Source organism: Pseudomonas sp. KH_046_1 (assembly GCF_057839025.1).
The window spans coordinates 2,262,114-2,283,110 of the sequence record NZ_CM174481.1; the positions used below are offsets into that span (position 1 = coordinate 2,262,114).

Genomic DNA, 20,997 nt, shown 5'->3' on the forward strand with positions numbered 1-20,997 from the left:
GTGAATCACCCACCGTATAGGAATTGTCATTATGGCTTTTGAGGCTTATTCCGTAGCCGTCAAGCTGTCGCTGATTAACCACGTCAGCGCCGGCATGCTGATGATCAGCAAAAGCCTGGCAACAGCCGGTCAGGATGTCGACAAGCTCAATGCTAAGTTGACCTCGATCGGTAAGCAAGGCGCCATTGGGGGCCTCATGGTCGCCGGCGGCCTCGGAATTGCCGCCATGTTCAAAACCCCGTTGGACGAGGCGAAAAAATTTCAGAACGAGGTTGAGCGTTTCCGCTCCCTCGGGCTGGGTGACAAGGTGACCAGTGACGCCGTGAAGTTTGCCAACGGCATGGACACCTACGGCACCAGCATTCGCGAGAACCTCGGCCTGCTGCGTGACGCCCAAACCGTTTTCGGCGACTTCCATGAGGCGCAGATGGTCGTCCCGACGCTGTCCAAGATGAAGTTTGCCAACGCCGCGCTTTACGGTGATGAAGGCGGCGCGATGAAAGACCGTGCCTTCATGGACATGCTCAAAGTCATCGAAATGCGCGGCGGCCTGAAGAGCCAGGAAGCTTTCGATAAGCAAGCGAACATGATCCAGCAGGTGCAGACCGCAACCGGTGGGCGCGTTGGCGCTAATGAGTACCTGAACTTCATCAAGACCGGCGGTGTTGCCGCCAAAGGCATGAAGGACGAGAAGTTTTACTACAACATGGAGCCGCTCATCCAAGAAATGGGCGGATTCCGAGTTGGTACCGGGTTGATGTCGGGCTATCAGAACTTGGTACAGGGGCGCACCACCGCGCGCGCCGCAAACGAGCTGATGCGCATCGGCATGCTCGATCCGAAAAAGGTTGAATACGACAAGGTCGGCAACATCAAGCAGATCAAGCCAGGCGCTGTGAAAGGCTCCGACCTAATGGTCGAAGATCCATTTCAGTGGATGCAGAAGGTGATGCTGCCGGCCTTCGCCAGTAAAGGAATTACCACTCAGCAGGCGATTCTTAACGAAATTGGCGCGATTTTCACGAATCGCACGGCTTCCAACCTCTACTCCACGATGTTCCTCCAGCAGGCCAACATCGAGAAGAACATGAAGTTGAACGCCGGTGCGGCGGGCATCGAGGAGCTGGACAAGAACGCCAAAAACACGCTCTCCGGCAAGCAACTGGAGTTCGGTGCCAAGTGGCGTGATCTGATGCTCAATCTGGGCGCTGTCGTACTGCCGTTGGCCATCAAGGTGCTCGACAAGCTGAACCCGGCGCTGAAGGACTTGGCGCTTTGGATGGATAAGAACCAAGACAAAGTGAAGGGCTTCACCTACGCGCTTCTCGGGCTTTCTGCCTTCCTGATCGGTGGAGGACTTATCAATATGGTCATCGCGGCCGGCAGAGGATTTTGGCTGCTCGGCCAGGCTCTATTTCTCGTAGGGTCTGCAGGATTCGCCAAGCTCTTGCCCATCGTTGCACGGTTTGGCACTTACCTTCTGGTCTTTGTGATCGATGCTTTCAAGGCTGTCGGGAGTTTTCTGACGTCCGGCTTCCTGCGCGGCATCGTCATGGCATTTTTGTCGCCATTGAAACTACTCGGGCAGGGACTGCTGTTTCTTGGTCGAGCGCTTTTGATGACCCCGATTGGTCTTGTGGTGACTGCAATTGCTGCTGCCGCCTTCCTGCTGTGGAACAACTGGAAGGAAATCAGCGGGGCGCTGAAACTCATGTGGAATGACATGAAGACAGGCTTCGTGAAGCTGTTCAATGGCGATATCGGCGGGGCCTTCAAGTCGTTCGCTCTGGTGTTTCTGACTGGGTGGCAGACGATCTTCAACACGCTGATCGCTGGCGCAAACGCGATCCTCCCAGCGTCGATGCAGATCTCAAAGACGACCTTTGCGGATGACTTCAGGACGAGTGGCGAAAAAAGACCAAGCCTGGCTGTCCTGCCAATGCTACCGGTATCTGGCAAAGACAAACCGGCGCCAGTTCTGACGCTGATCCCTGCTCTCTCAGCCAAGCCCGCGGCACCACTGGTGATGCCTTCGCCGCCGACGCAGCCGATTCTTCAGCTGGTTGCCCCGGTACCGCCAAAGCAGTCCCAGACAGTTCAGGTCAACACCCGAATTGACTTGGACGGCAAGAAGGTCGGCGAGGCTGTGACCACGCACCAGGCACGCGAAGCTAACCGGCCGCAAACTGGCACCCAGGGCTTCGACCCTTCACGCAGCATGTTGAGGCCGGGAACGCCGAGCCTCGTCGTTCCAAGGGGATAACCGATGAGCTTTACAAGCTTCCTGGACAACTTCGCTCCGGGCGGGGATCCATTTGCCACGCGTTTGATCGTCGGTGACTTCGAGTTCAGTGGGCTTGAGGTTCCGGAGTCGGTCACCGTTGGTGGAAGGCAGCAGTTGGTGGTGCACAAGCTGATCGGCGGCAAGCGGGTAGTGGACGTGATGGGGGTGGACTACGACAACATGTCGTGGTCTGGCTGGTTTACCGGCGCGACCGCAGGGGATCGAGTCACTGAGCTCGAAACCCTGCGAGACCTCGGTGACCTGCTGACTTTCAACATGGACGGTTACTACTTCAGCGTCGTCATCCAGCACTTCAATGCCAGGTTTGATTACGTCTACCGGCGCTACTACACCATTGACCTGCTGGTAATCGCGCGCCTGGATGCGCCAATCACCGGGAACGCGCTCTCTGGCACGCTGGACGCACTGATCAATAGCGATGTCGGCGAGGCGCTGGGGCTTTCCAGCGTCATCGACTCCAGCGCGGTCAGCACCTCGATCAATGCAGTCAAGGACGCGGTGTCGCAGGTTCAGGGCTTCGCTAACGCAACCATCGAGACAGTGCAGACGGTCATCCGGCCCCTTGTAGCGACTCAGGCTGTCGTGCAGTCGGTCATCTCGCAGGTGGGCGCCTCGATCAACGACATCACCACGCTCGGCGGGCTCATCCCCGGCAATCCGGTATCAGCCGCGGCGGACAATGTTCTGCGCCAGGGGGCTGCGCTGACCCAGCTTGCGCCGCTGTATCAGATGCAGAGCGTGCTCGAGCGGTTGCAGAAGAACGTGCTGGCCGGGCCTTTGGCCAATGGCACCTCGAGCGTCACCACTAGTAACTCCAGTCTCCAGAAAATCGCCGCCGACGCTTACGGCGACCAGTCGCGCTGGACCGATATCGCCGCGGCCAACAGCATCGTCGACCCACAACTCGACGGCATTCAGACGATAAAAATCCCGATAGGTGAGTAATTGGACGTCAATCAAGCCGATGTCACTCCTGGCGCTCGGCATGTGGTCGGCCGTGTGTTGCTCAACGGGGTAGAGGTGCCGTTTGTTTCGGTCGACGTAGACAGCAACAACTTCTACTCGGCCGACACCTTTTCAGCTGTGTTTGCGCTGAGTGCGATGCCGGCCGAAACCGGAACACTGGCATGGTGGAGCGAGCAGAAGGAGATTCAGTTCGAAGTATCCGTCGGCTTGATCGGCCAGAACCTCACGGACTGGAAAACGCACATCATCGGCGGCGTGGATCGCTGGAATTTCCGGCCGGGCAAGTTCGAGGTGTACGTCGAGGGGCGGGACTACACCGCCAAGTTCATCGATACCAAGACCAGTGAAAAGTTTGCGAACTACACCACCAGCCAAGTGGCCACGTTACTGGCCAACCGACGCGGCCTGACCCCGGTCGTAACGGCGACAACCACCAGCGTCGGCGGGATCACCAAATACGACCACACGCACTGCAATGATGAGCGTTCGGAATGGGACCTGTTGTCCTACTTCGCCGGCGTCGACGGTTTTCAGGTCTACGTTTCGGGGAATGAACTGCACTACGAGCCGGCGCTTGATCCGGATACTGCCGATCAATACCTGATCCGCTGGGTGCAACCGGGGGCTTTTGCGTATCCGATGGCGAACGTCGCTGATGACCTGAGCTTTGACCGGGATTTGACCTTGGCCAAGGGCGTGACGGTGACGGTCCGGTCGTGGAATGGCGGCAAGGCATTCACTGCGACATTCCCGAACAACAGTGCGAAGGGAATCTCCCCAGGCAACGCTGAACCGAAGCGCCAGGTCTACAGCATCGTGCGCAGCGGACTTGATCGGCAGGCGGCGCAGCAACTGGCGCAAAAACTCCACAAGCAAATCACTGACCACGAAATGCGCATGAGCGGCTCGACGCCCGGCGACAACACGCTGACGCCGAGCACGATCATTCGCGTAGAGGGTACAAATTCGGCCTTCGACCAACTCTATTACGCCGATTCCGTCCGCCGGTCACTCAGTTACGAGTACGGCTACACGATGAGTTTCTCGGCCAAAAACCACAATCCCAACTCAATGGTGCTTCCGTGAGCGCGACCGCAGAACTATTGAATGCGCAGCGTCAGCACCAGGACAACGGTGCGACTTACTCGCGCTCCGGAACCATTTCCGGTTACGACCCCGGCAGTCACTGCGTGAAGGTCACGATCCAGCCTGACGGCTATGACACCGGTTGGATTCAGCTTTCTGCATTGGGGGTGGGCAATGGTTGGGGCGTGCTGGCCGGCCCGCAGATCGGCGACGAGGTGTGCGTCACCTTCGATGGCGGAGATCCGCAACTGGGCAAAGTGACCGGGCGCTACTTCAACGATGATCGGCCGCCGCCGGCGGTACCGGCCGGCGAGACGTGGGTCATTCATGAGTCCGGTTCGCTGCTCAAGTTCCACAACGACGGCACCGTGTCGCTGCATTCAGGTGTCGCCATCAACTACGACGCCCCGCAACACCACTTCACCGGCGGCCCGGTGACGATGGACCACAAGCTCACGGTTACTGACGCGGACGGCATCGTTGTTGTAGGCGGCGACGTCAAGGCCGACACGATCAGCCTGAAAAACCACAGAACCAGCCAAGTGCAGGACGGCACAGGGACATCTGGAGTGCCAGTGCCATGAAAGACCTGAATCACTACCCCGGAGACGATCTTTCCCTGTCCCCAACCGGGAGCTTATCACCCGTGGAAAGTATTGAGCGCGGCAAGCAGCGGGTTCTGCGCCGACTCATCACCAACCCGGGCGACTACCTGTTTCATCCGGAGTACGGCGCCGGGCTTGGCCGATATGTCGGCGCGCTGACCAACATTCCCGAGATCATCGCGCTCATCCGAGGCCAGATCCTGCTCGAGGATTGCGTCGCCAAAACACCTGCCCCGGTGATCTCCGTCACGCCGTCGAACGACACACTCTCCGTCAATATCGGCTACACCGATTCGCCCCTGGGCGAACCGGTGACGCTCTCGTTTGAGGTAAATCGCTGATATGGCATCGCTCAATATCAAAGACTTCACCACGCTCGTTCGCGACCAGGTGACGGCGCTTCAGGGGCGAGCCGCAGGGCTCGTCGATTTCACCATTGGCTCTTTGTTGCGGGCCATCACCGAAAGCAATGCCAGCGTCCTGCAATGGCTCCAGCAGCTGATCGTCACATTGTTGGCCACGACCCGGGCCGCAACATCATCCGGTGCCGACCTTGATAGCTGGATGGCGGATTACGGCTTCTATCGCCTGTCTGCCAGCTTCGCCACCGGTAGCGTGACCTATTCTCGCTTCACCCCGACCAACTCCGCGCTGATCCCAATCGGATCGCTGGTGGGGTCAACCGATGGCTCGCAGCAGTATGCGGTGACCATCGACACCACAAATGTGCTCTACAACGCCACTCTCGGCGGTTACCTGATACCGACTGGTACTGCATCGGCCACGGTCCCGGTCATCGCCAGTACGGCGGGTGCGGCCGGTAATGCCCTTATTGGGACGGTAACAATCATCGTCGGCAGCATCAGCGGCGTCGACACGGTTACGAACTCTGCGGTCTTCACCAATGGTGTTGACCCGGAAGGAGACTCGGCGTTTCGCGCCAGGTTTGTACTGTGGGTGCAATCCCTGTCGAAGGCCACCAAGGCCGCGATCGGTTATGCCTTGGCGTCGATGCAGCAGGGTGTTTCATACACGCTGACCGAAAATCAGGACTATAGCGGCAACCTTCTGTACGGCTACTTCTATGCTGTGGTTGACGACGGGAGCGGGGCGCCTTCAGGGGCATTTCTGGTCAGTGCAGGAGCCGCGATCGAGTCGGTTCGCGGGTTCACAACCCGCTACGGAGTGTTCGCCCCGGTGCTGGTGACGGCCAACGTCGGCATGACGATCACGACGGATGCCTCCGTAATCCATAGCGCAGTGGTGGCGAACGTCACCACGGCCATTCAGACCTATATCTCTGGGTTGACGCTTGGTCAGATCCTGCCATACACCCAGCTTGCGGCCATTGCTTATGGCGTCAGCCCGGCAATCACGAATGTCTCCGGCGTACTGCTTAATGGCGGCACTGCTGATTTAGGGGCTACCAATAAACAGGTCATCCGACCAGGTACAGTGACGGTGGCTTAAATGAGCGTTGGCGACCAAACAGACATGTTCGGCAGGCTTAAAAACCTGCTTCCACTCGGCTGGTTCGGCGATACCAACCCCGTCAGGGATGCATTGCTATGGGGTTATGCGCAGGCGCTGTCGTGGGGGTTCACCCTCTATCTCTATGCCAAAAGCCAGACACGGATCAAAACCGCCTCGGACGGCTGGCTCGACATGATTGGGCTGGATTTCTTCGGCAGCACCCTAGTTCGACTATCCGGCCAGCTCGATGCCAGTTACCTCAACCGAATCCTGATCAACATCTTCAGAGAGCGCACCACACGACGAAGCATTGATCAGGTGTTGTTCGACTTGACTGGTCGCCACCCGCAGATTGTCGAACCGGCAAAGCCGGATGATTGTGGATGTCTGGGCTCTACTCTTTATCTTGGGGTGGCCGGACCTCTTGGCTCAACGAGCTGCCCTTATCAGGCATTCGTCACGGCCTACCGCCCGCTGGGTGAAGGCGTAGGCAACTGGCCTGGCATTCATACCAACTGGTTTGGCCTGTCCGCCACAAGCTGGCTTTTGCCGGCGGCGCAGTTAGCGCCATCCGTCTCCGATGCGGACATTGTCGCAGCACTGGAGCAAACAAAGATGTTCGGCACGACGATCTGGTACCGGATCACCAACTAACTCCGCACTTTCAACTCTATAGCCCGCCTTGAGCGGGCTTTTTATTGGGGATTCCATGGACAGACAGATTACATACCCAGGCCAGCTTCTGACGGAAGCCAGCCTGCTCCAGGCGACTAAAGACGCCATGATCGGCATGGCGAAGCTGTCTTCCGCAGTACTCGGCACCGCCAACATCGCAAGTGGCTTCGCGGTCACGCCAACTGGCCCGGCGTCCTTGCAGGTGGTCTGCGCGGCTGGCGAAATCTACAGCATGACCGCCATTGATGCGCTGGCATTCTCTTCGCTGCCGGCGGACACCACGCATTCGATCCTGAAACAGGGGGTCATGCTGGACGGTGTGACGTTGGGCTGCCCAGCCCCAGGCACTACTGGTCAGTCGATCAATTATTTGATCCAGGTTACATACCAGGACACCGACTCGGCGCCGGTGCTGCTCCCCTACTACAACAGTGCCAATCCAGCGCTTCCTTTCAGTGGCATGGGGAACAACGGACTTCCACAGAATACGATCCGCAAAGGGTCGGCCATTGTTTCCGTAAAGGCGGGTGCATCTGCTGTAACCAATAGCCAGGTAACACCGTCGCCGGATGCGGGCTATGTCGGCCTGTATGTGGTCACAGTTGCTTTCGGTCAAACCACAATCACCGCTGGCAGTATCGCCCAGTACGCAGTGGCTCCGCTGCTCCCATCTGGCATTGTGCAGGCGGCCCAGACCGATGCGATGCGGTATGCGGTCGACATTGGCACGGTAAACGCTTATTTGGCGATCTATTCGCCTGCGATCACTGCCATCAAGGATGGGATGACCCTGAAGTTCAGGGCCGCAAATGCCAACACGGGTTCCAGCACATTTAGCCCCAGTGGACTCGCCCCCTTGCCGATCGTGGGGGCTGCGCACACGAGCCTTCAAGGTGGCGAGATTGTTGCGTCAGGAGATGTGTGGGTTCAGTACAACAGCGTGATTGGCGGCTGGGTACTGATCGATAGCACAGGTGGCGGTCTTCAGGTGTCGCCTGCATCAAGAAGCCAGCACGCTCCGCAGATTTCACAGGTTCAGAGTAACACCGCGAACTACGCGGTTGATGGCGGCATTGTGAACGCGGTGGCGGTGAACCTTTCGCCGATCCTGACAGCGCTCACCGATGGAATGCTGATCTACTTCAAGCCGAAGTTCACGAATACCGGCGCAACAACCATATCGGTAAACGGGTTGACGGCTATTCCGCTGGTTGGCCAGGCGCTCGGCGCACTGCAGGGGGGCGAGCTGTTTGCGAACGGCCGCGCCGTCGGTGTCTACTCCAGCACCTCCAACGCCGTGCAACTGTTGATGTGCACAGGCGGCGGCCTGCAAGTGGGGGCCGCATTGCAGAGCTCCCATGCAGTCCAACTATCGCAAATTGGCCACGGTCAGTGCCGGCTCTCGGTGAACAGCGCAACCCAATTGAAGCTGTCCCCTTACAACGGCAACAACATGATCATCAATGGTGTTCCGCAACCGATCCCGGGGGCGGGTATCACGATCAGCAACGCCAGCCTCGCAGCCTCGACGCTCTACTACGTCTATGTGTTCATGAGTTCTGGCACGATGACGCTGGAGCTTTCCACTACCGGGCATACCACCGGTACGACCGGCATTGAGCAAAAAAGCGGTGATGCGACACGCACATTGGTCGGCATGATCTACACCAACGCGTCCAGCCAATTCGTGGACTCGTCCACTCAGAAGTTTTGCCTGAACTGGTTCAACCGAAGAGGGATACAGGCAATCAATACGTTTGTTGCCAGCCGGTCCACGACCAGCGCTTCATTTGTAGAACTGAGTTCCACCGAGCGCGCACAGTTTCTAGCGTGGAGTGATGAAGGGATCCTGATCAGCGTAACCGGTTATGCCTCGCAAAACACGGTCGGTACGTTCGGTACCCAAGGCAACCTTGATGGCACCACACCAATCTCAAATGCCAGGATTAGCCCGCCAGTCGGCCAGGATTCGGCCTGCGGGTCGATTGGGCCTGTTAGCGCCGCGGAAGGGTTTCATTACGCCACGATCTTCGGTTTTGCGACGGCCGGATTCACCGCCACTTGGACCGCTGCCATCAACTCGATAAACGTTTCGACCAGAGGGTGAGTGTATGGACAATGAAATTGGCGAAAACTTCTCGGATGAATTGAAGGCAGCCGGGTTGCTCGGCCTCCCATTCTCTTGGGGTGATGATGGGACGTTTACATTCGATCCTTCTATGAAGGATGAGGATGTTGCAAAAGTAATGAGCGTTTATGGGGCGCACGTGCCTAGTGCTTCGCAGTGATCTGGGTCTGGCGGGCTACCATTGATGTAGTTTCCCGCCTTGAAAGGCTCTAGTTTCGCTCGGTTATTTGATAATTCCGAGATCTAAAAATTTCTGAGCAACGAATGTCGCTCCTTCAGTCGTTAGGTGGCCGTAGTCCCATGTTGTAAGTTTTTTCACACATCCATCAATATGGGTCATGCAGCCATCTCTGTTACATAAGAAATCATAAAGCGGGACTAGTGTTGCTCCTGATTTTGGAATAAATTCCCGAAAATAGTTGTCCACAATCTTTGTTCCTGGATTGAGGTGGTCGCTCATTCTTTCCGGAACTATGTGTCGCGGATAGCTGTTCTTCCAGCTGTTGTAGACAAGCTTAGGAAGTGGGTCAAGCCATTCCGGGGATGGACCAAGAACGATAACGTTCTGAATTCCAGATGCAATTATTTCGTTTATCGTGTGCAAAAGCTTTGCCTGGTCTTTAGATCCGGCACTCCAGTCAGCGCCGTATCGGCCCCATGCTCCGAAGAGGATTACTGTATGCGGTTGACTTTTCTTGATAGTCGATAAGATGTAGTTGTTGCTCGCTGTACATATGGCATCAGAAAAATCCAAGATTGGTGGGCACGAGCTTCGCGTTGCCTGAAGAACCTTGGTTTTATCTCCAATGACTGCAGCGATGCCAGGGTAGAGTCTCGCAGCGTGGGAATCGCCCCAAATTAAAATCCCTTCGCCGGGTTTATTTCCGGCTTCGGTTAGGCATTTCCCGGCGAACCCATCGTAAGGGGCCGCTACTCCGATCCAACATTCTGGGTTGCGGGCATCTGTTAAAAATTCGTATTTGAAGCCCGCGATCCCTTGTATGTCTGCCGGGAAGCGCGAAGGCAAACCTTCAAATTTCAGCGTTGCATAACCAGCGAGTCCGACACCTATCAATGCGATCGACAACATTGCAACGGCGCGCCGAGGATTTACTCTGTAGCGGATCGGTTTTTCGACGAAGCGATATGTCAGCCAAGCCAGGAACACGCTGGCGATGACTGCCGCAAGCCGGATAGCGGTGTTCGGCGTCTCGCTGTTCATGATTCTGGCGAAAGTCAAAAGCGGCCAGTGCCAAAGGTAAAGCGGGAAGCTGATGAGGCCGAACCAGACGAGCAGTCGGTTGGACAGGACGGTCTTGTTGATCCAAGCGAAAGGCCCGGCGGCGATGATCAGTGCCGCACCAATGGTTGGCAACAGCGCCCACCAGCCCGGGAATTGATTGTTCTTCGTGGTCAGGGCAAAGGCAGTGACGAGCAACGACAGCCCTGCCAGCGATTGGATATTTCGAACCGTCGGGCCGCTTGTGTCTCTCCACGCTGGGAAAAAATGGTGTTTGTGCAGGGTCACGTAGGCCAGCAATGAGCCGACCAACAACTCCCAAAATCGGGTCTGGGGGGAGTAGAACGTCGCCACGGGGTCGGTATGCACGCTCATGACATTAAGCGTGAACGAGATGCCGCCCACCAGGGCAATCAAGATCAGCGTCTTGATCCGGGCTTTCCAGGCGGCCCAGACCATGAGCGGCCAAACCAGATAGAACTGCTCCTCAATCCCGAGCGACCACAGGTGCAAAAGCAGCTTGGTCTCGGCGCTGTTATCGAAGTAGCCGGATTCACCCAGCAGCACGAAGTTCGATACAAACGCGGTCCCACCGGCAATGTGTTTGCCCAACTGAGTGTATTCGTCAGCGAGCAGGCTGAACCAGCCGAAGGCCCAGGTGGCAGCCAGCATGAGTAAGAGCGCGGGGAAAATCCGGTTAACGCGGCGGCTATAGAAGTCCACGAAGCTGAAGCTATTTTTTTCAAGGCTGCCGAAAATGATGCTGGAAATCAGAAAGCCGGAAATTACGAAAAAGACATCAACACCGACAAACCCACCCTGTATCAAGGATGGAAAGGCATGGAATGCAACAACAGATAGCACCGCGATTGCGCGCAGCCCGTCAATATCTGGCCGGTACTTCGGGTGACTCAAGTGCTTGTCGACCGCTGGCTGCACCGATTCGGATAAAGATGTCATTGGTGTTCGCAGATCCGTTTGATTAAAACGCCATGCTTGGGCGCTGAGCATCGTACCAGCACCACAAACTTTTCCCGCCACCGAGCGGGTATTTTTTTGCCTGGAGAAATGTATGACTTTCACAGAGAAAGACCGCGACGTCCTTGCTCGTACACTGTGGGGCGAAGCTCGCGGTGAAAGCCTCATCGGCCAGATCGCTGTTGCCTGGACCATCCGAAATCGGGTCAACGACGGCAAGGCCAAGTCGTGGTGGGGGGAGGGCTATGCCGGTGTGTGCCAGATGCCGTACCAGTTCAGCTGCTGGAACAGGAACGACCCGAACTTCGCCTACCTGAGTGGCGCCAAGCAGATCCCGTTCCGCGAGCTCGCGCAGGCGCGGATTGCAGCTGACCAGGTGATCGATGGAAAGGTGCCGGATCCCACCGGCGGTGCCACGCACTATTACGCGACCACCATCAAGGCGCCGGCTTGGGCGGCGAAAGCGAAACAGACCCTCAAGCTGGGCGGCCACGTTTTCTTCAGGGACGTGCCATGAGTCTTGGTGCACTGAAGCTCGCTCTCGCAGGCGTTCTGCTGCTGGTGCTGGTCACCGCTGGTGGCATCTGGAAGGTTCAGGACTGGCGTTATGGAAAGAGGCTGGCCGAGCAGGCCGGGCTGCACCAGTCAGACCTCGACGCGCTCAGCATTGCCGCCGCAGCCCAGCTTCGTGCTGATCAGGACAAGCGCCTGGCACTCGAGCAGCACCTGTCGGCTAGCGAACAATCCCACTACAAGGAGCTGAGCGATGCTCAAACGAACCAGGCGCGCCTGCGCGATCGCCTTGCCACTTCTGATTTGCGGCTGTCAGTCCTTCTCGACGCCACGGATTCAGCCGGTGGCTGTTCAGTGCCAACCCGCACCGGCGCCGGTGGCGTGGTTTATGGAGGAACGCGCGCCCGACTTGACCCAGCGCATGCTCAACGAATTGTCGCCATTACCGACGCCGGCGACCAAGGATTGATTGCGCTGGCGGCGTGCCAAGCTTATGTCAGAGAAGTAGGTCGTTAGCCGGCTTGATCAGCTTACGACCTTGTTTGAGCACATTGCTGCCGACGCTATCGGTGGTGATGATGAGGGCCCAATAGAGGGCACTCATTATTTAAATTGTCCAACTTAGACAGGTCTGATAAGTGCTTCAGGTAAAGGACCGTAGTTTCGCTCGGCTGACTCGAGTGCGTTTCTCATGTTCAGCACTAGAGCTGGATAGATTTCTTTTAGCACATTGACGTGCCATTCTTTTGGTAGGACCCTTCTAACAGCTTCGTCGCACAATACAGAGTACAAATCAGTCATGTAAGCATGGAATGCTTTTACTCGCTCTATGCGATAATACACGCGCATAGTTCTGCTGTTGTAGCTGTTAGAGATTTGTCTGCCGAGAGTGTTAAGTTGTTCCCAGACTTTTTCGTCGGCAACGAATGTGTCCATCATCAGGTTCTCTACAAACATGAAGTTTGCGATCAGGTCTCTAATAATGTATCCCCCCAGTCGACTCGGGTAATAACTCGATTTGAAATCGGCAGGTCCGTGGCCTCCGGTATAACAAAATCGGAAGCGACATAGATCATTCAGAACTTTTAATGCCACTTCATCGCCAATTCCTACTGAGCGTAGAAATCTATTGATTTCTATCCCGTCTAAATATTGGAAAGAAGCGTCTGAAGAGTATTGCACTAGCGCTGATAATACAAATAGTCGAGTGAGTTGAAGAGTGGTTCGCTCTAGGTGAGAGTCATACGGGTTACCAATTGGAGAAAAAGCCTCGTTGTATACCGACTGATTGCCCAGCAGGATGGCTCTTAGCGCTTCGTGCTTAGGTAGTGTGTATTTTCCGCCTGATTTATGAGTGTTGTATGCTTTGCCTGGATTTGAGTATCCGTGTTCAATGAACTCGCGGGTCATTCTCAACGCGTTTCGTACGTCTCCCGAGGCTAGTACTTCCAGAAGGCTTCCTACATCTGTTCCGAGTACCGAACTCTGTATCAACTCAATAAGAACGGCTAGGTCGGCCACATGAACTTTCATGCCGTTTTCAGAAGTGAAGTCTCCGGATTGACCGGATATTAAATTAGTGGCAAGGAAAAAACGCTTCGATAAGACTGCTTCGATTTTCGGAGGCTCTATGAGAATTGGATCGAAATCGAAGGCATTGAAGGCTGGTGAGTTGCGGTGTTCTACGTAAGTAGAGCTACGCAGAGCAATGACGAGGTTTAGATTAAGTTTTGACGAAAATGCAACTGCCTCAGTGAAAATACTTGACTGGAGTTTCTCCTCCAATTGGTCGATGTTGTCTATAACCAAAAAAATTGGAGCTTGCGATGTAGAGTAGCTAAGTAGTTTGTCGACGTACGGCTTGATGTTGTCGTAATCTTCAGTAAGTTTTTTTGTTATTAGTTCGTCAAATTTCTCTTTGTTTTGGGCAATCAGGAATGCAGGTCCCTTCCTAATTGCTTCAATTTCTTTGTTGTAAGCTTTTTCGATGCATAGATGATAGTCTGAGAAATACGCATCATCGATGAGGTAGTCTTTTATACCTTCATAAATGTAATCAACTGGAAGTTTGTCATTGGTGTACTTTAGGAAATTAATTGCTATCCAGTGTGGATAAGCCTGTCCTGGTTTTTTCTCGAAGACCGGCGCAGCAGTCACGTTGCGGGTATAGTGCAAGAAAGTGGTTTTCCCAGCTCCGACACTTCCGAGTATAACTATTGCCAGCGGCTTGGATTTGCTTTGAAGATTCCTGATGCGTTCTTTTAGAAAGTTTGCATCCTTCCTTTGCATAGGTCGGACGGGTTGAGAGCTAAATAAATGCTGACTTTTTGATATGTGCATATTAATTCGCCTGTCAAATTTAATTTTCTCAGGTGAATTCACATAGCATCTTTCGAATAGTTCCGGATCCATTTCGATGATGGTATCCGAAAATGAAGTTGTGATCGCGGTCTCGATTAGGGGATAGATCGAGTTTCTAGACTCTGATCTAGGGCTCTGGAAGAAGTTTCTCAGGCGCCGACCTTCCACCTGGTCTTCGCTGTAGCCTAAGAGCATGTTTTCAAGGCTTGAGTTGACGACAGCGTTTCTTGACAGTAAGTCTGTGAATTCCGAATAATCGCTAACTAGTATTGATTCAAGTGAGTTGAAGACCAGTGCGTAGGAATTTTGAAAGGTGACTTGGTCAGTTCGATTTGCTGGAAAAACGACCCATTGATTGCCATTGGTCACGACGGCAAACTGAATGCCCAGCTTGCGGCAATAATCACGCGCTTGTATTACGGCTTCCTCAAGGTCACCGAAGATATTGGATTTCGTTAGTTTTAAACGCCTGTCCTTTGCTTGTGTTTTAAACGCGACACCGACCTTTTTGGCTTCTAAAATGAATGCTGTGCTCGCTGTTCGTATTACATAGTCGGCATACGTCGTACTCCCATCCTCGGAAACACGCTCTTCGACTTGTACGTCATTGTGAGTCCATCCGAGAACCTCGAAAAGTACCTTGTCGATGAGCTTGAGCCGTGTTTCCGCTTCATTCACGTTCTCAAAATCAATTTTTTTACCGACTGCAAGCAGTTCGGATATTGCATTTGGCATAGATCCCTCTACTATCAAGACTTCACTGAAGAAAAACCAAACGTACTGAAGGATGCAAGGATGATGAGAGCTTAGCGGCTTTGGTTGTTGCTTCAGATGAGCCCCGCCGATGCACGTCAGAGGCGGGGTCTTAATCACCTAGCCTCATAGAAATTGTCACGGATAGCCATTCGCCACCACTCCCCATTTCCCTAGCATACCGGGTTGTTCTGATGAGATGCAAAACCCATCGCTAGAACAATTTCGGTCTCTTATCACTCCCCCCACACAAGTGGATTGAGTCCACGTAGGCCGAGCCTTTCCTCACGCATCGCAAATGTGTGGCAGGTCCAGACTGTGGTTCGCCACTGTTTGGCGTAGCAGAGTTTCCGTCGTGGAGGCTTCGGTCGCGCTCACTCACTCGAGCGTCATTAAAACCGCGAGCGTCATCTTGATGAACTCTTCGTTCTTATCGATGGCTTCCAGGGCGCCACGAACATTGTCGGCGACGTCCGCGGAGCCGCGCTGCTCGACCCAGTTCGAAAGCTCCAGAATTGCGGCTTCGAGAGCCAGCTGGTTTTCGTTGATCTTGTATAGCAGGGAAGGGAGCAGGTCTGAATTGGGCATCGCGAATCCTCCGTGAGGAGCTCAGCGTAGCAGTCAGAAAAATGTAATGGGAGATTTGTTAAACTCGTTCGGCAGGATGCCAGGGAGGGGAACTACTGTAGGAATATACAACGCTAAGTTATTGATTTTTATGGCTTGGTATGGCGGATTTGCACCTGCCAAAAATCACTGTATTTCCTTATGGATCAATGGCCTGTATTGGTTTCGGGGTCACCTTGACATGGTGGTGGTCATGTCTCCTACCGGTGATGAACCCATGAATACCGACTTGTTACCGGTAGGAGAAAAGTCCAGGAGTTATCAGCTCCGCTCCGCTATTGTTGTGGTCCGACTACTGTAAGGCTGTGGATGTGTGGAAAATCTGAATCACGGGAAACTACAATTTTGTTTTCGCCTGCTTCAAGCTTAATTATGCCTTCTTTAGAATCGATACGATTGCCCTCAAACCATCCTCCCGTCGGGGCAGATGCTGCATTGCTGGAAATGTTCTGTCCGTTTACTTTGATTGACACAGGCCGCGGGTCCAAGGCCGCGTAGCTCATCACCAGTTGGTATTTGCCTGCTTCTGTTACTTTGAATTCGTATTCGGCAGACGTAGGCAATTTCCCCGGTCTTCTAGTGACAATGCAGTCCCCATAGCCATCAGGGGCACCGCTTGCGACATTCTGGTTACTAATGTAATCCTGAGCACGAATCTCAATCGTTTCTGCATGGGCGACACTCATACTCAACGCCGCCAAAAGAAGCCCTGATGCTACTTTCATGAATTTCTCCTTTTACTTGGTGATGATTTAGTTACCTCAGTAGTCATCATAGGTGGTGTTTGTGAGGGGCTTCTCGATTTAAAAAGAACGCGCGCAAAACCTCCGCTGCAAGCCACGGTTTACCGTTTGCATAAGCACAAAAATACGATTGATTTGCCACACGAAATAGAATGCTTTTTCTTTATAAAACAGTTGGTTAGTCGTGTTCAGTCCCAAGCATGGGGTGCTAGGGGTCGAGTGTTCGAATCACTCCGTCCCGACCATATAATTCAAGGGGTTGCGAGGTTTTATCTCGTGACCCCTTTTTATTTTTAGGCGTTTTTACCCCTACAAAACGACTGGCTCTGGGTGGAATCCTCAACGCTCCATTTGGGCTGCAACTGATGCTGGCGCCTCATCAGGTATTGCCTGCATCGTGGCGCCTCCTATCCATTCAAGCGAAAATACCTAACAAAATAGTTGCGAGAATTACCGTCGATGGACCGCCAATGCGCGTCGAGATCTGAGCGAAAGGCATCTACGACATCCGATTGGAGGCCGAGAGAATTGCTACGTCTCCAGTGACTCCGAGACCGCTGTGGCAGCAGGTCACAATGGCCGACTCGATGGGATGCATCTTCATCACTTTGCCAATAAAGAAACCCGCGACTGTCATCGAGCCCACAACCGATACGCAGACCAGCACATAGCCAACCGAGAACACCTTTACCACGCTATCCAGCGGTACATAGAGCATGCCGAGACCGATCATGATCGGCCAGATGAAAGCGGCCGACAAATGTCTACCGTTCGGAAATTGACACTCACCATTTGCCGTACTATTTGTTTCCTTCTCTGTTGATTTCTTCGAGATTCGAATAGGAAGGAGGCCGCAAAGATGATGCGTAGAGGTTCCGCGTATTGGCTGTGGGCTGACTGCGAGTTGCACTGTCGGTCCTACGAAGAGGTGCTCAGAGACGGCACTACTGTCGACGTTCAGACCAGAATTTCCAGGAAGGGAAGAACGCAACTTTTTATCGGTGTGTACTACAAAAACGGAGCTCCACTGTTTGAGGAGGCCCACGATTGCTTGCCCAACGACACCATGACAACTGCGCTAACTTGGGGTGTCAGTTGCGCACGCAAAATCGCGACAGGGAATGTGGTTTTGCCAAATCGAGCGAACGCTATTCAGGAGGAGAGTCAGCCTGGGCAGTCATCCGCATTTTAGAAATAATTCCGCAGCACCTTCTGTGCTCATTGGATTGTGGAAATCAGATGAAGGGCGTCAGGCACACTTTGAAGGTGAGCTACGGTTTATTGGTTCACCTCGCCAGTTGCGTACACGCTCTCTCCCCTGAGGTGACTGGTGGGGTGAACCCTTACCGTCGCGGCCCCTTGTAGATGAGCCAGAGCATATAGCGCGGCGCTGCTATTGGTAGGAGGATCATCAGCAATCCCCCCAGCCCAAGCCCTGAATGTATTCGTTCGGGATCGTCACGGTCTTGACAGGAATCGTGCTTTCAACGTCGAGATTGCCGAAGTACCCAATAGCCGCCCTGGCAGGCCCCATCGATAATTGCGCGTGCCGCATCTGCCAAGACTTACGCGCCTTGTACGATCGCAGCGCCAGTGCCTTGTCGGTGTAGTCGAAGCGGTGGCCCCAGTTGCCGCCTTCCTTCAGTACGCGCTTGCGACGCTTCTTCACAGCTTCGGCGGTCCAGCTGTATTGCGGGCCGCTGACCAGGTCGCAGGTATGCTCACCGATGTAGTAGCACTGCGCGGTTTCGCCAATCACCTGGTAGGTGATGCAGTGCACCTCAAGACCCTCTGGCCCAATGATGTCGATGTAGCGGTAGCATTCTGGCCAAGCCTTCTTCATTTTTCAGGCATAGCGATTCCTTGCCGCTATAGCGGCTGACTTTGTAGGGGTGATTGTTGGCGCCGCCGTCGAATTGACCCACATGCCTATGGAATACTGACTCACCTCTAACCGGAACAAGGCCAGCACAGGCAATGGTTCGCAAGGGATCAGACAGGGTCAATGACATCTCGGCAACTGAGTCAATTCGGCGGCGGCGCCAACAGCCATTCCTTTCAAAAACTCAATCGGCAATGGAAATACAATGGTCGAGCTCTTGTCCCCGGCGATGGCACCCGGTGTCTGCATATAGCGTAACTGCATGGTACCAGGCTGGCGCCCAAGCATTTCGGCGGCCTGCATGAGCTTTCTCCGAAGCCTGCAATTCCCCTTCAGCATGTATCACCTTGGCCCGCCGTTCACGCTAGGCCTCCGCCTGTTTGGCGATGGCGCGAATCATCGATTCATTGAGGTCGACGTGCTTGATCTCGACGTTCGCCACCTTGATCCCCCAGGCATCGGTCTGGGCATCGAGCACTTGCTGGATATCGGTGTTTAGTCGTTCTCGCCCGGCGAGTAGCTCGTCAAGCTCGTGTTTGCCGAGCACGGCCCGCAGGGTAGTCTGCGCCAACTGGCTGGTGCCCATAAGGAAGTCTTCGATCTGAATGATCGCCTTTTGTGGGTCGAGAACCCGAAAGTAGAGCACTGCGTTAACCTTTACCGAGACGTTGTCGCAGGTAATCACATCCTGTGTCGGCACATCGAGCACCACGGTGCGCAAATCCACGCGAACCATCTGTTGCACCATCGGAATCAACAGAATCAATCCCGGCCCTTGACCCGCCAGAAGCGCCCGAGTTGGAACACTTCTCCGCGCTAGTATTCGCGCAGAATTCGGATGGCCGAGAACACCAACACAAGGAGCAGGGCTAGCAGCGCGCCAAAACCCAATTCGACGAACATAAATCAACCTCCTCGCGGTGGCGTTTCATCCAGCGCAGTGACGTCCAGCAGCACGCCCGTGCGCGCCACCACCCGGACCTGTTGGCCCAGATGCAGGGGCGAGCGGCTCTGCACTTGCCATTTTTCGCCCTGTAGTTGTACCCAGCCGCTCATAGGCAGGCCAGGCAACAGCCCCGTCACCGTGACCAGGCTGCCGACCAAGCCCGCATCGCCACTGACCAGGGCACGGCGTCGGGCCTTGAGCGCCATGCCGACCAGAGTCATCAACAACAGGGCGCTGATCAGTGCCACGCCGATGATCAGCGTCAACGGGATGCCGAAGCCTGGCACATCGGTGTCCATTAAAATCACTGCACCGACTACAAAGGCAACTACCCCACCGAAGCCGATTACACCAAAACTCGGTAGAAATGCCTCAGCGATCATGAAGGCGAGCCCTAGCAGAATCAGTCCGACCCCGGCGTAATTCACAGGCAACAGTTGTAGCGCATACAGCCCCAGCAAAAGGCAGATGCCACCGAGTACCCCACCGACGCCCGATCCCGGGTTCATGAATTCGAATATCAATCCATAGACCCCGAACATGATCAGCAGCAATGCCACGCTGGGGTTGGTGATCACCGCCAGCAGTTTTGTGCGCCAATCAGGCGCATGATCGATGAGTGCAGTCCCGGTGGTCTTCAGCTTTAACGTCTGACCGGCGACATTCAGGCTCTTACCGTCCAGTTGCTTGAGCAGGTCTGCCACGTCATTGGCCACATAATCGACCACCTTGAGTTTGAGCGCTTCGTCGGCCGACAGGCTGAGCGATTCACGTACCGCTTGTTCGGCCCAGTCGGCGTTACGTCCGCGCAGTTGCGCTAGGCCGCGGATGTAAGCTGCTGCATCGTTGATCTGTTTGCGAGTCAGGGTATCCAGCGGCTCGGGCGGTGAGTTTTTGTCGGTGGCAGGTGCGGCTGGTCGACGCGGTGGATCTGGCGCGGTCCCGGGCAGGCCGCCGATCTGCACCGGCGTAGCGGCGCCTAGATTGGTGCCCGGGGTCATGGCGGCAATGTGGCTGGCATATAGGATATAGGTGCCGGCGCTGGCCGCACGTGCGCCACTGGGGGCGACGAAGCTGGCCACTGGTAGAGGGCTGGCCAGAATCGCCTTGATGATCAAGCGCATCGAAGTGTCAAGCCCGCCCGGGGTGTCGAGCTTGATGACCACCAACTGTGCGCCCTCGGTCTCCGCACGCGTCAGGCCGCGCACGACGTAGTCGGCATTGGCCGGGCCAATAGCATCGTTGACGGTCAGGACCACGACACTGCCCGCAGCCGTCGCCGAAACCGTCGGTAGCCAGACCAGAATCATCACCAAGAGCAGGCGGCGCCACCAGTGACTGTTCACGGGACCCTCCCAGTTGCGGGTTCGGCAGTCTTCAACCTTACTAAAGCGTAGTTGAATCAGCCATGGGCGATACAGGCGCGGCGGTTAGTCCATTGTCTATGGAGATAGGGGCGCTTCAGTTGTGGATATGAGTTTTTGTAGGGGTGCAAGCGCGACCTCACGCTGCATTACTGGTTGATTGTTTCTCATTCCTACTGCTCCCTGTGTCCTGTAAAAAGCCATCGGCAGATGCTAGGAAAAGGTTAGTAGAAAACTCTAAAAAATCTTTAAATTACAATGAGTTGTATTATCTTGTCAGAATGCGAGTCGGGTATGAATTTTTACTCTGCTATATCTTTGAATACATTAAATAAACAGTCTTTCGAGGACG

Annotated in this window: 17 protein-coding genes and 2 pseudogenes; 11 read left to right on the forward strand and 8 right to left on the reverse strand. The window is 54.8% G+C overall.

The window, feature by feature from the left end; all coding sequences use genetic code 11:
• The first annotated feature begins 31 nt into the window (after positions 1-31).
• The 9 genes from AC3IT9_RS10535 to AC3IT9_RS10575 are packed head-to-tail and all read left to right on the forward strand — an operon-like array spanning position 32 to position 9,398.
• A complete protein-coding gene (locus tag AC3IT9_RS10535; protein ID WP_489272938.1) occupies positions 32-2,263 on the forward strand; it encodes a phage tail tape measure protein in 2,232 nt (743 codons plus the stop codon).
• A gap of 3 nt (positions 2,264-2,266) precedes the next feature.
• Entirely contained in the window at positions 2,267-3,250 is a 984-nt protein-coding gene (locus tag AC3IT9_RS10540; RefSeq protein WP_489272940.1) for a hypothetical protein, read from the forward strand.
• The gene (locus AC3IT9_RS10545) at positions 3,251-4,357 is read left to right on the forward strand and encodes a rhs element Vgr protein (RefSeq protein WP_489272942.1); all 1,107 of its coding nucleotides are present in this window, start codon (positions 3,251-3,253) and stop codon (positions 4,355-4,357) included. It abuts the gene before it with no gap.
• Positions 4,354-4,941, forward strand: coding sequence for a phage baseplate assembly protein V (locus AC3IT9_RS10550; RefSeq protein WP_489272944.1), 588 nt, complete (start codon positions 4,354-4,356; stop codon positions 4,939-4,941). The genes AC3IT9_RS10545 and AC3IT9_RS10550 overlap by 4 nt, the downstream gene beginning before the upstream one ends.
• Positions 4,938-5,303 (forward strand): phage tail protein, encoded by a 366-nt coding sequence (locus AC3IT9_RS10555; protein ID WP_489272946.1) that lies wholly within the window; start codon positions 4,938-4,940, stop codon positions 5,301-5,303. Before AC3IT9_RS10550 ends, AC3IT9_RS10555 begins: the two co-directional genes overlap by 4 nt.
• A 1-nt stretch (position 5,304) precedes the next feature.
• Positions 5,305-6,432, forward strand: a complete 1,128-nt coding sequence (locus AC3IT9_RS10560) for a baseplate J/gp47 family protein (protein WP_489272947.1) — start codon at positions 5,305-5,307, stop codon at positions 6,430-6,432.
• The gene (locus AC3IT9_RS10565; RefSeq protein WP_489272948.1) at positions 6,433-7,089 is read left to right on the forward strand and encodes a hypothetical protein; all 657 of its coding nucleotides are present in this window, start codon (positions 6,433-6,435) and stop codon (positions 7,087-7,089) included.
• Between the two features lie 55 nt (positions 7,090-7,144).
• Entirely contained in the window at positions 7,145-9,217 is a 2,073-nt protein-coding gene (locus AC3IT9_RS10570; protein WP_489272949.1) for a hypothetical protein, read from the forward strand.
• Positions 9,218-9,221: 4 nt separating this feature from the next.
• Positions 9,222-9,398 carry a hypothetical protein gene (locus AC3IT9_RS10575; RefSeq protein ID WP_489272950.1) on the forward strand — a complete coding sequence of 59 codons (177 nt, stop codon included), beginning with the start codon at positions 9,222-9,224 and terminating at the stop codon, positions 9,396-9,398.
• A gap of 63 nt (positions 9,399-9,461) precedes the next feature.
• Here the strand turns inward: AC3IT9_RS10575 and AC3IT9_RS10580 are convergent, their stop codons facing one another.
• A complete protein-coding gene (locus AC3IT9_RS10580) occupies positions 9,462-11,489 on the reverse strand; it encodes an acyltransferase family protein (RefSeq protein ID WP_489272952.1) in 2,028 nt (675 codons plus the stop codon).
• Positions 11,490-11,550: 61 nt separating this feature from the next.
• Between AC3IT9_RS10580 and AC3IT9_RS10585 the strand changes: the two genes are divergently transcribed.
• Together AC3IT9_RS10585 and AC3IT9_RS10590 are read left to right on the forward strand one after the other, a co-directional pair.
• A complete protein-coding gene (locus tag AC3IT9_RS10585) occupies positions 11,551-11,973 on the forward strand; it encodes a cell wall hydrolase (protein ID WP_489272954.1) in 423 nt (140 codons plus the stop codon).
• Complete coding sequence (locus AC3IT9_RS10590) at positions 11,970-12,485, forward strand: lysis system i-spanin subunit Rz (protein ID WP_489272955.1); 516 nt, start codon at positions 11,970-11,972, stop codon at positions 12,483-12,485. Before AC3IT9_RS10585 ends, AC3IT9_RS10590 begins: the two co-directional genes overlap by 4 nt.
• 105 nt (positions 12,486-12,590) lie before the next feature.
• Here the strand turns inward: AC3IT9_RS10590 and AC3IT9_RS10595 are convergent, their stop codons facing one another.
• The 7 genes and pseudogenes from AC3IT9_RS10595 to AC3IT9_RS10625 form a co-directional block, all read right to left on the reverse strand.
• Positions 12,591-15,065, reverse strand: coding sequence for a P-loop NTPase fold protein (locus tag AC3IT9_RS10595; protein WP_489272956.1), 2,475 nt, complete (start codon positions 15,063-15,065; stop codon positions 12,591-12,593).
• A gap of 396 nt (positions 15,066-15,461) precedes the next feature.
• Positions 15,462-15,671 carry a hypothetical protein gene (locus AC3IT9_RS10600; RefSeq protein ID WP_489272957.1) on the reverse strand — a complete coding sequence of 70 codons (210 nt, stop codon included), beginning with the start codon at positions 15,669-15,671 and terminating at the stop codon, positions 15,462-15,464.
• A gap of 314 nt (positions 15,672-15,985) precedes the next feature.
• On the reverse strand, positions 15,986-16,435 hold the full coding sequence (locus tag AC3IT9_RS10605) for a carbohydrate-binding protein (RefSeq protein WP_489272958.1): 450 nt from the start codon (positions 16,433-16,435) through the stop codon (positions 15,986-15,988).
• A 433-nt stretch (positions 16,436-16,868) separates the two neighbouring features.
• Positions 16,869-17,213, reverse strand: a pseudogene (locus AC3IT9_RS10610) (2-hydroxycarboxylate transporter family protein); the annotation flags it as partial.
• Positions 17,214-17,864: 651 nt separating this feature from the next.
• Positions 17,865-18,296, reverse strand: coding sequence for a hypothetical protein (locus AC3IT9_RS10615; RefSeq protein WP_150758666.1), 432 nt, complete (start codon positions 18,294-18,296; stop codon positions 17,865-17,867).
• Positions 18,297-18,455: 159 nt separating this feature from the next.
• Positions 18,456-19,238, reverse strand: a pseudogene (locus AC3IT9_RS10620) (slipin family protein).
• Between the two features lie 3 nt (positions 19,239-19,241).
• Positions 19,242-20,627 (reverse strand): NfeD family protein, encoded by a 1,386-nt coding sequence (locus AC3IT9_RS10625; RefSeq protein ID WP_191624951.1) that lies wholly within the window; start codon positions 20,625-20,627, stop codon positions 19,242-19,244.
• Between the last annotated feature and the right edge of the window lie 370 nt (positions 20,628-20,997).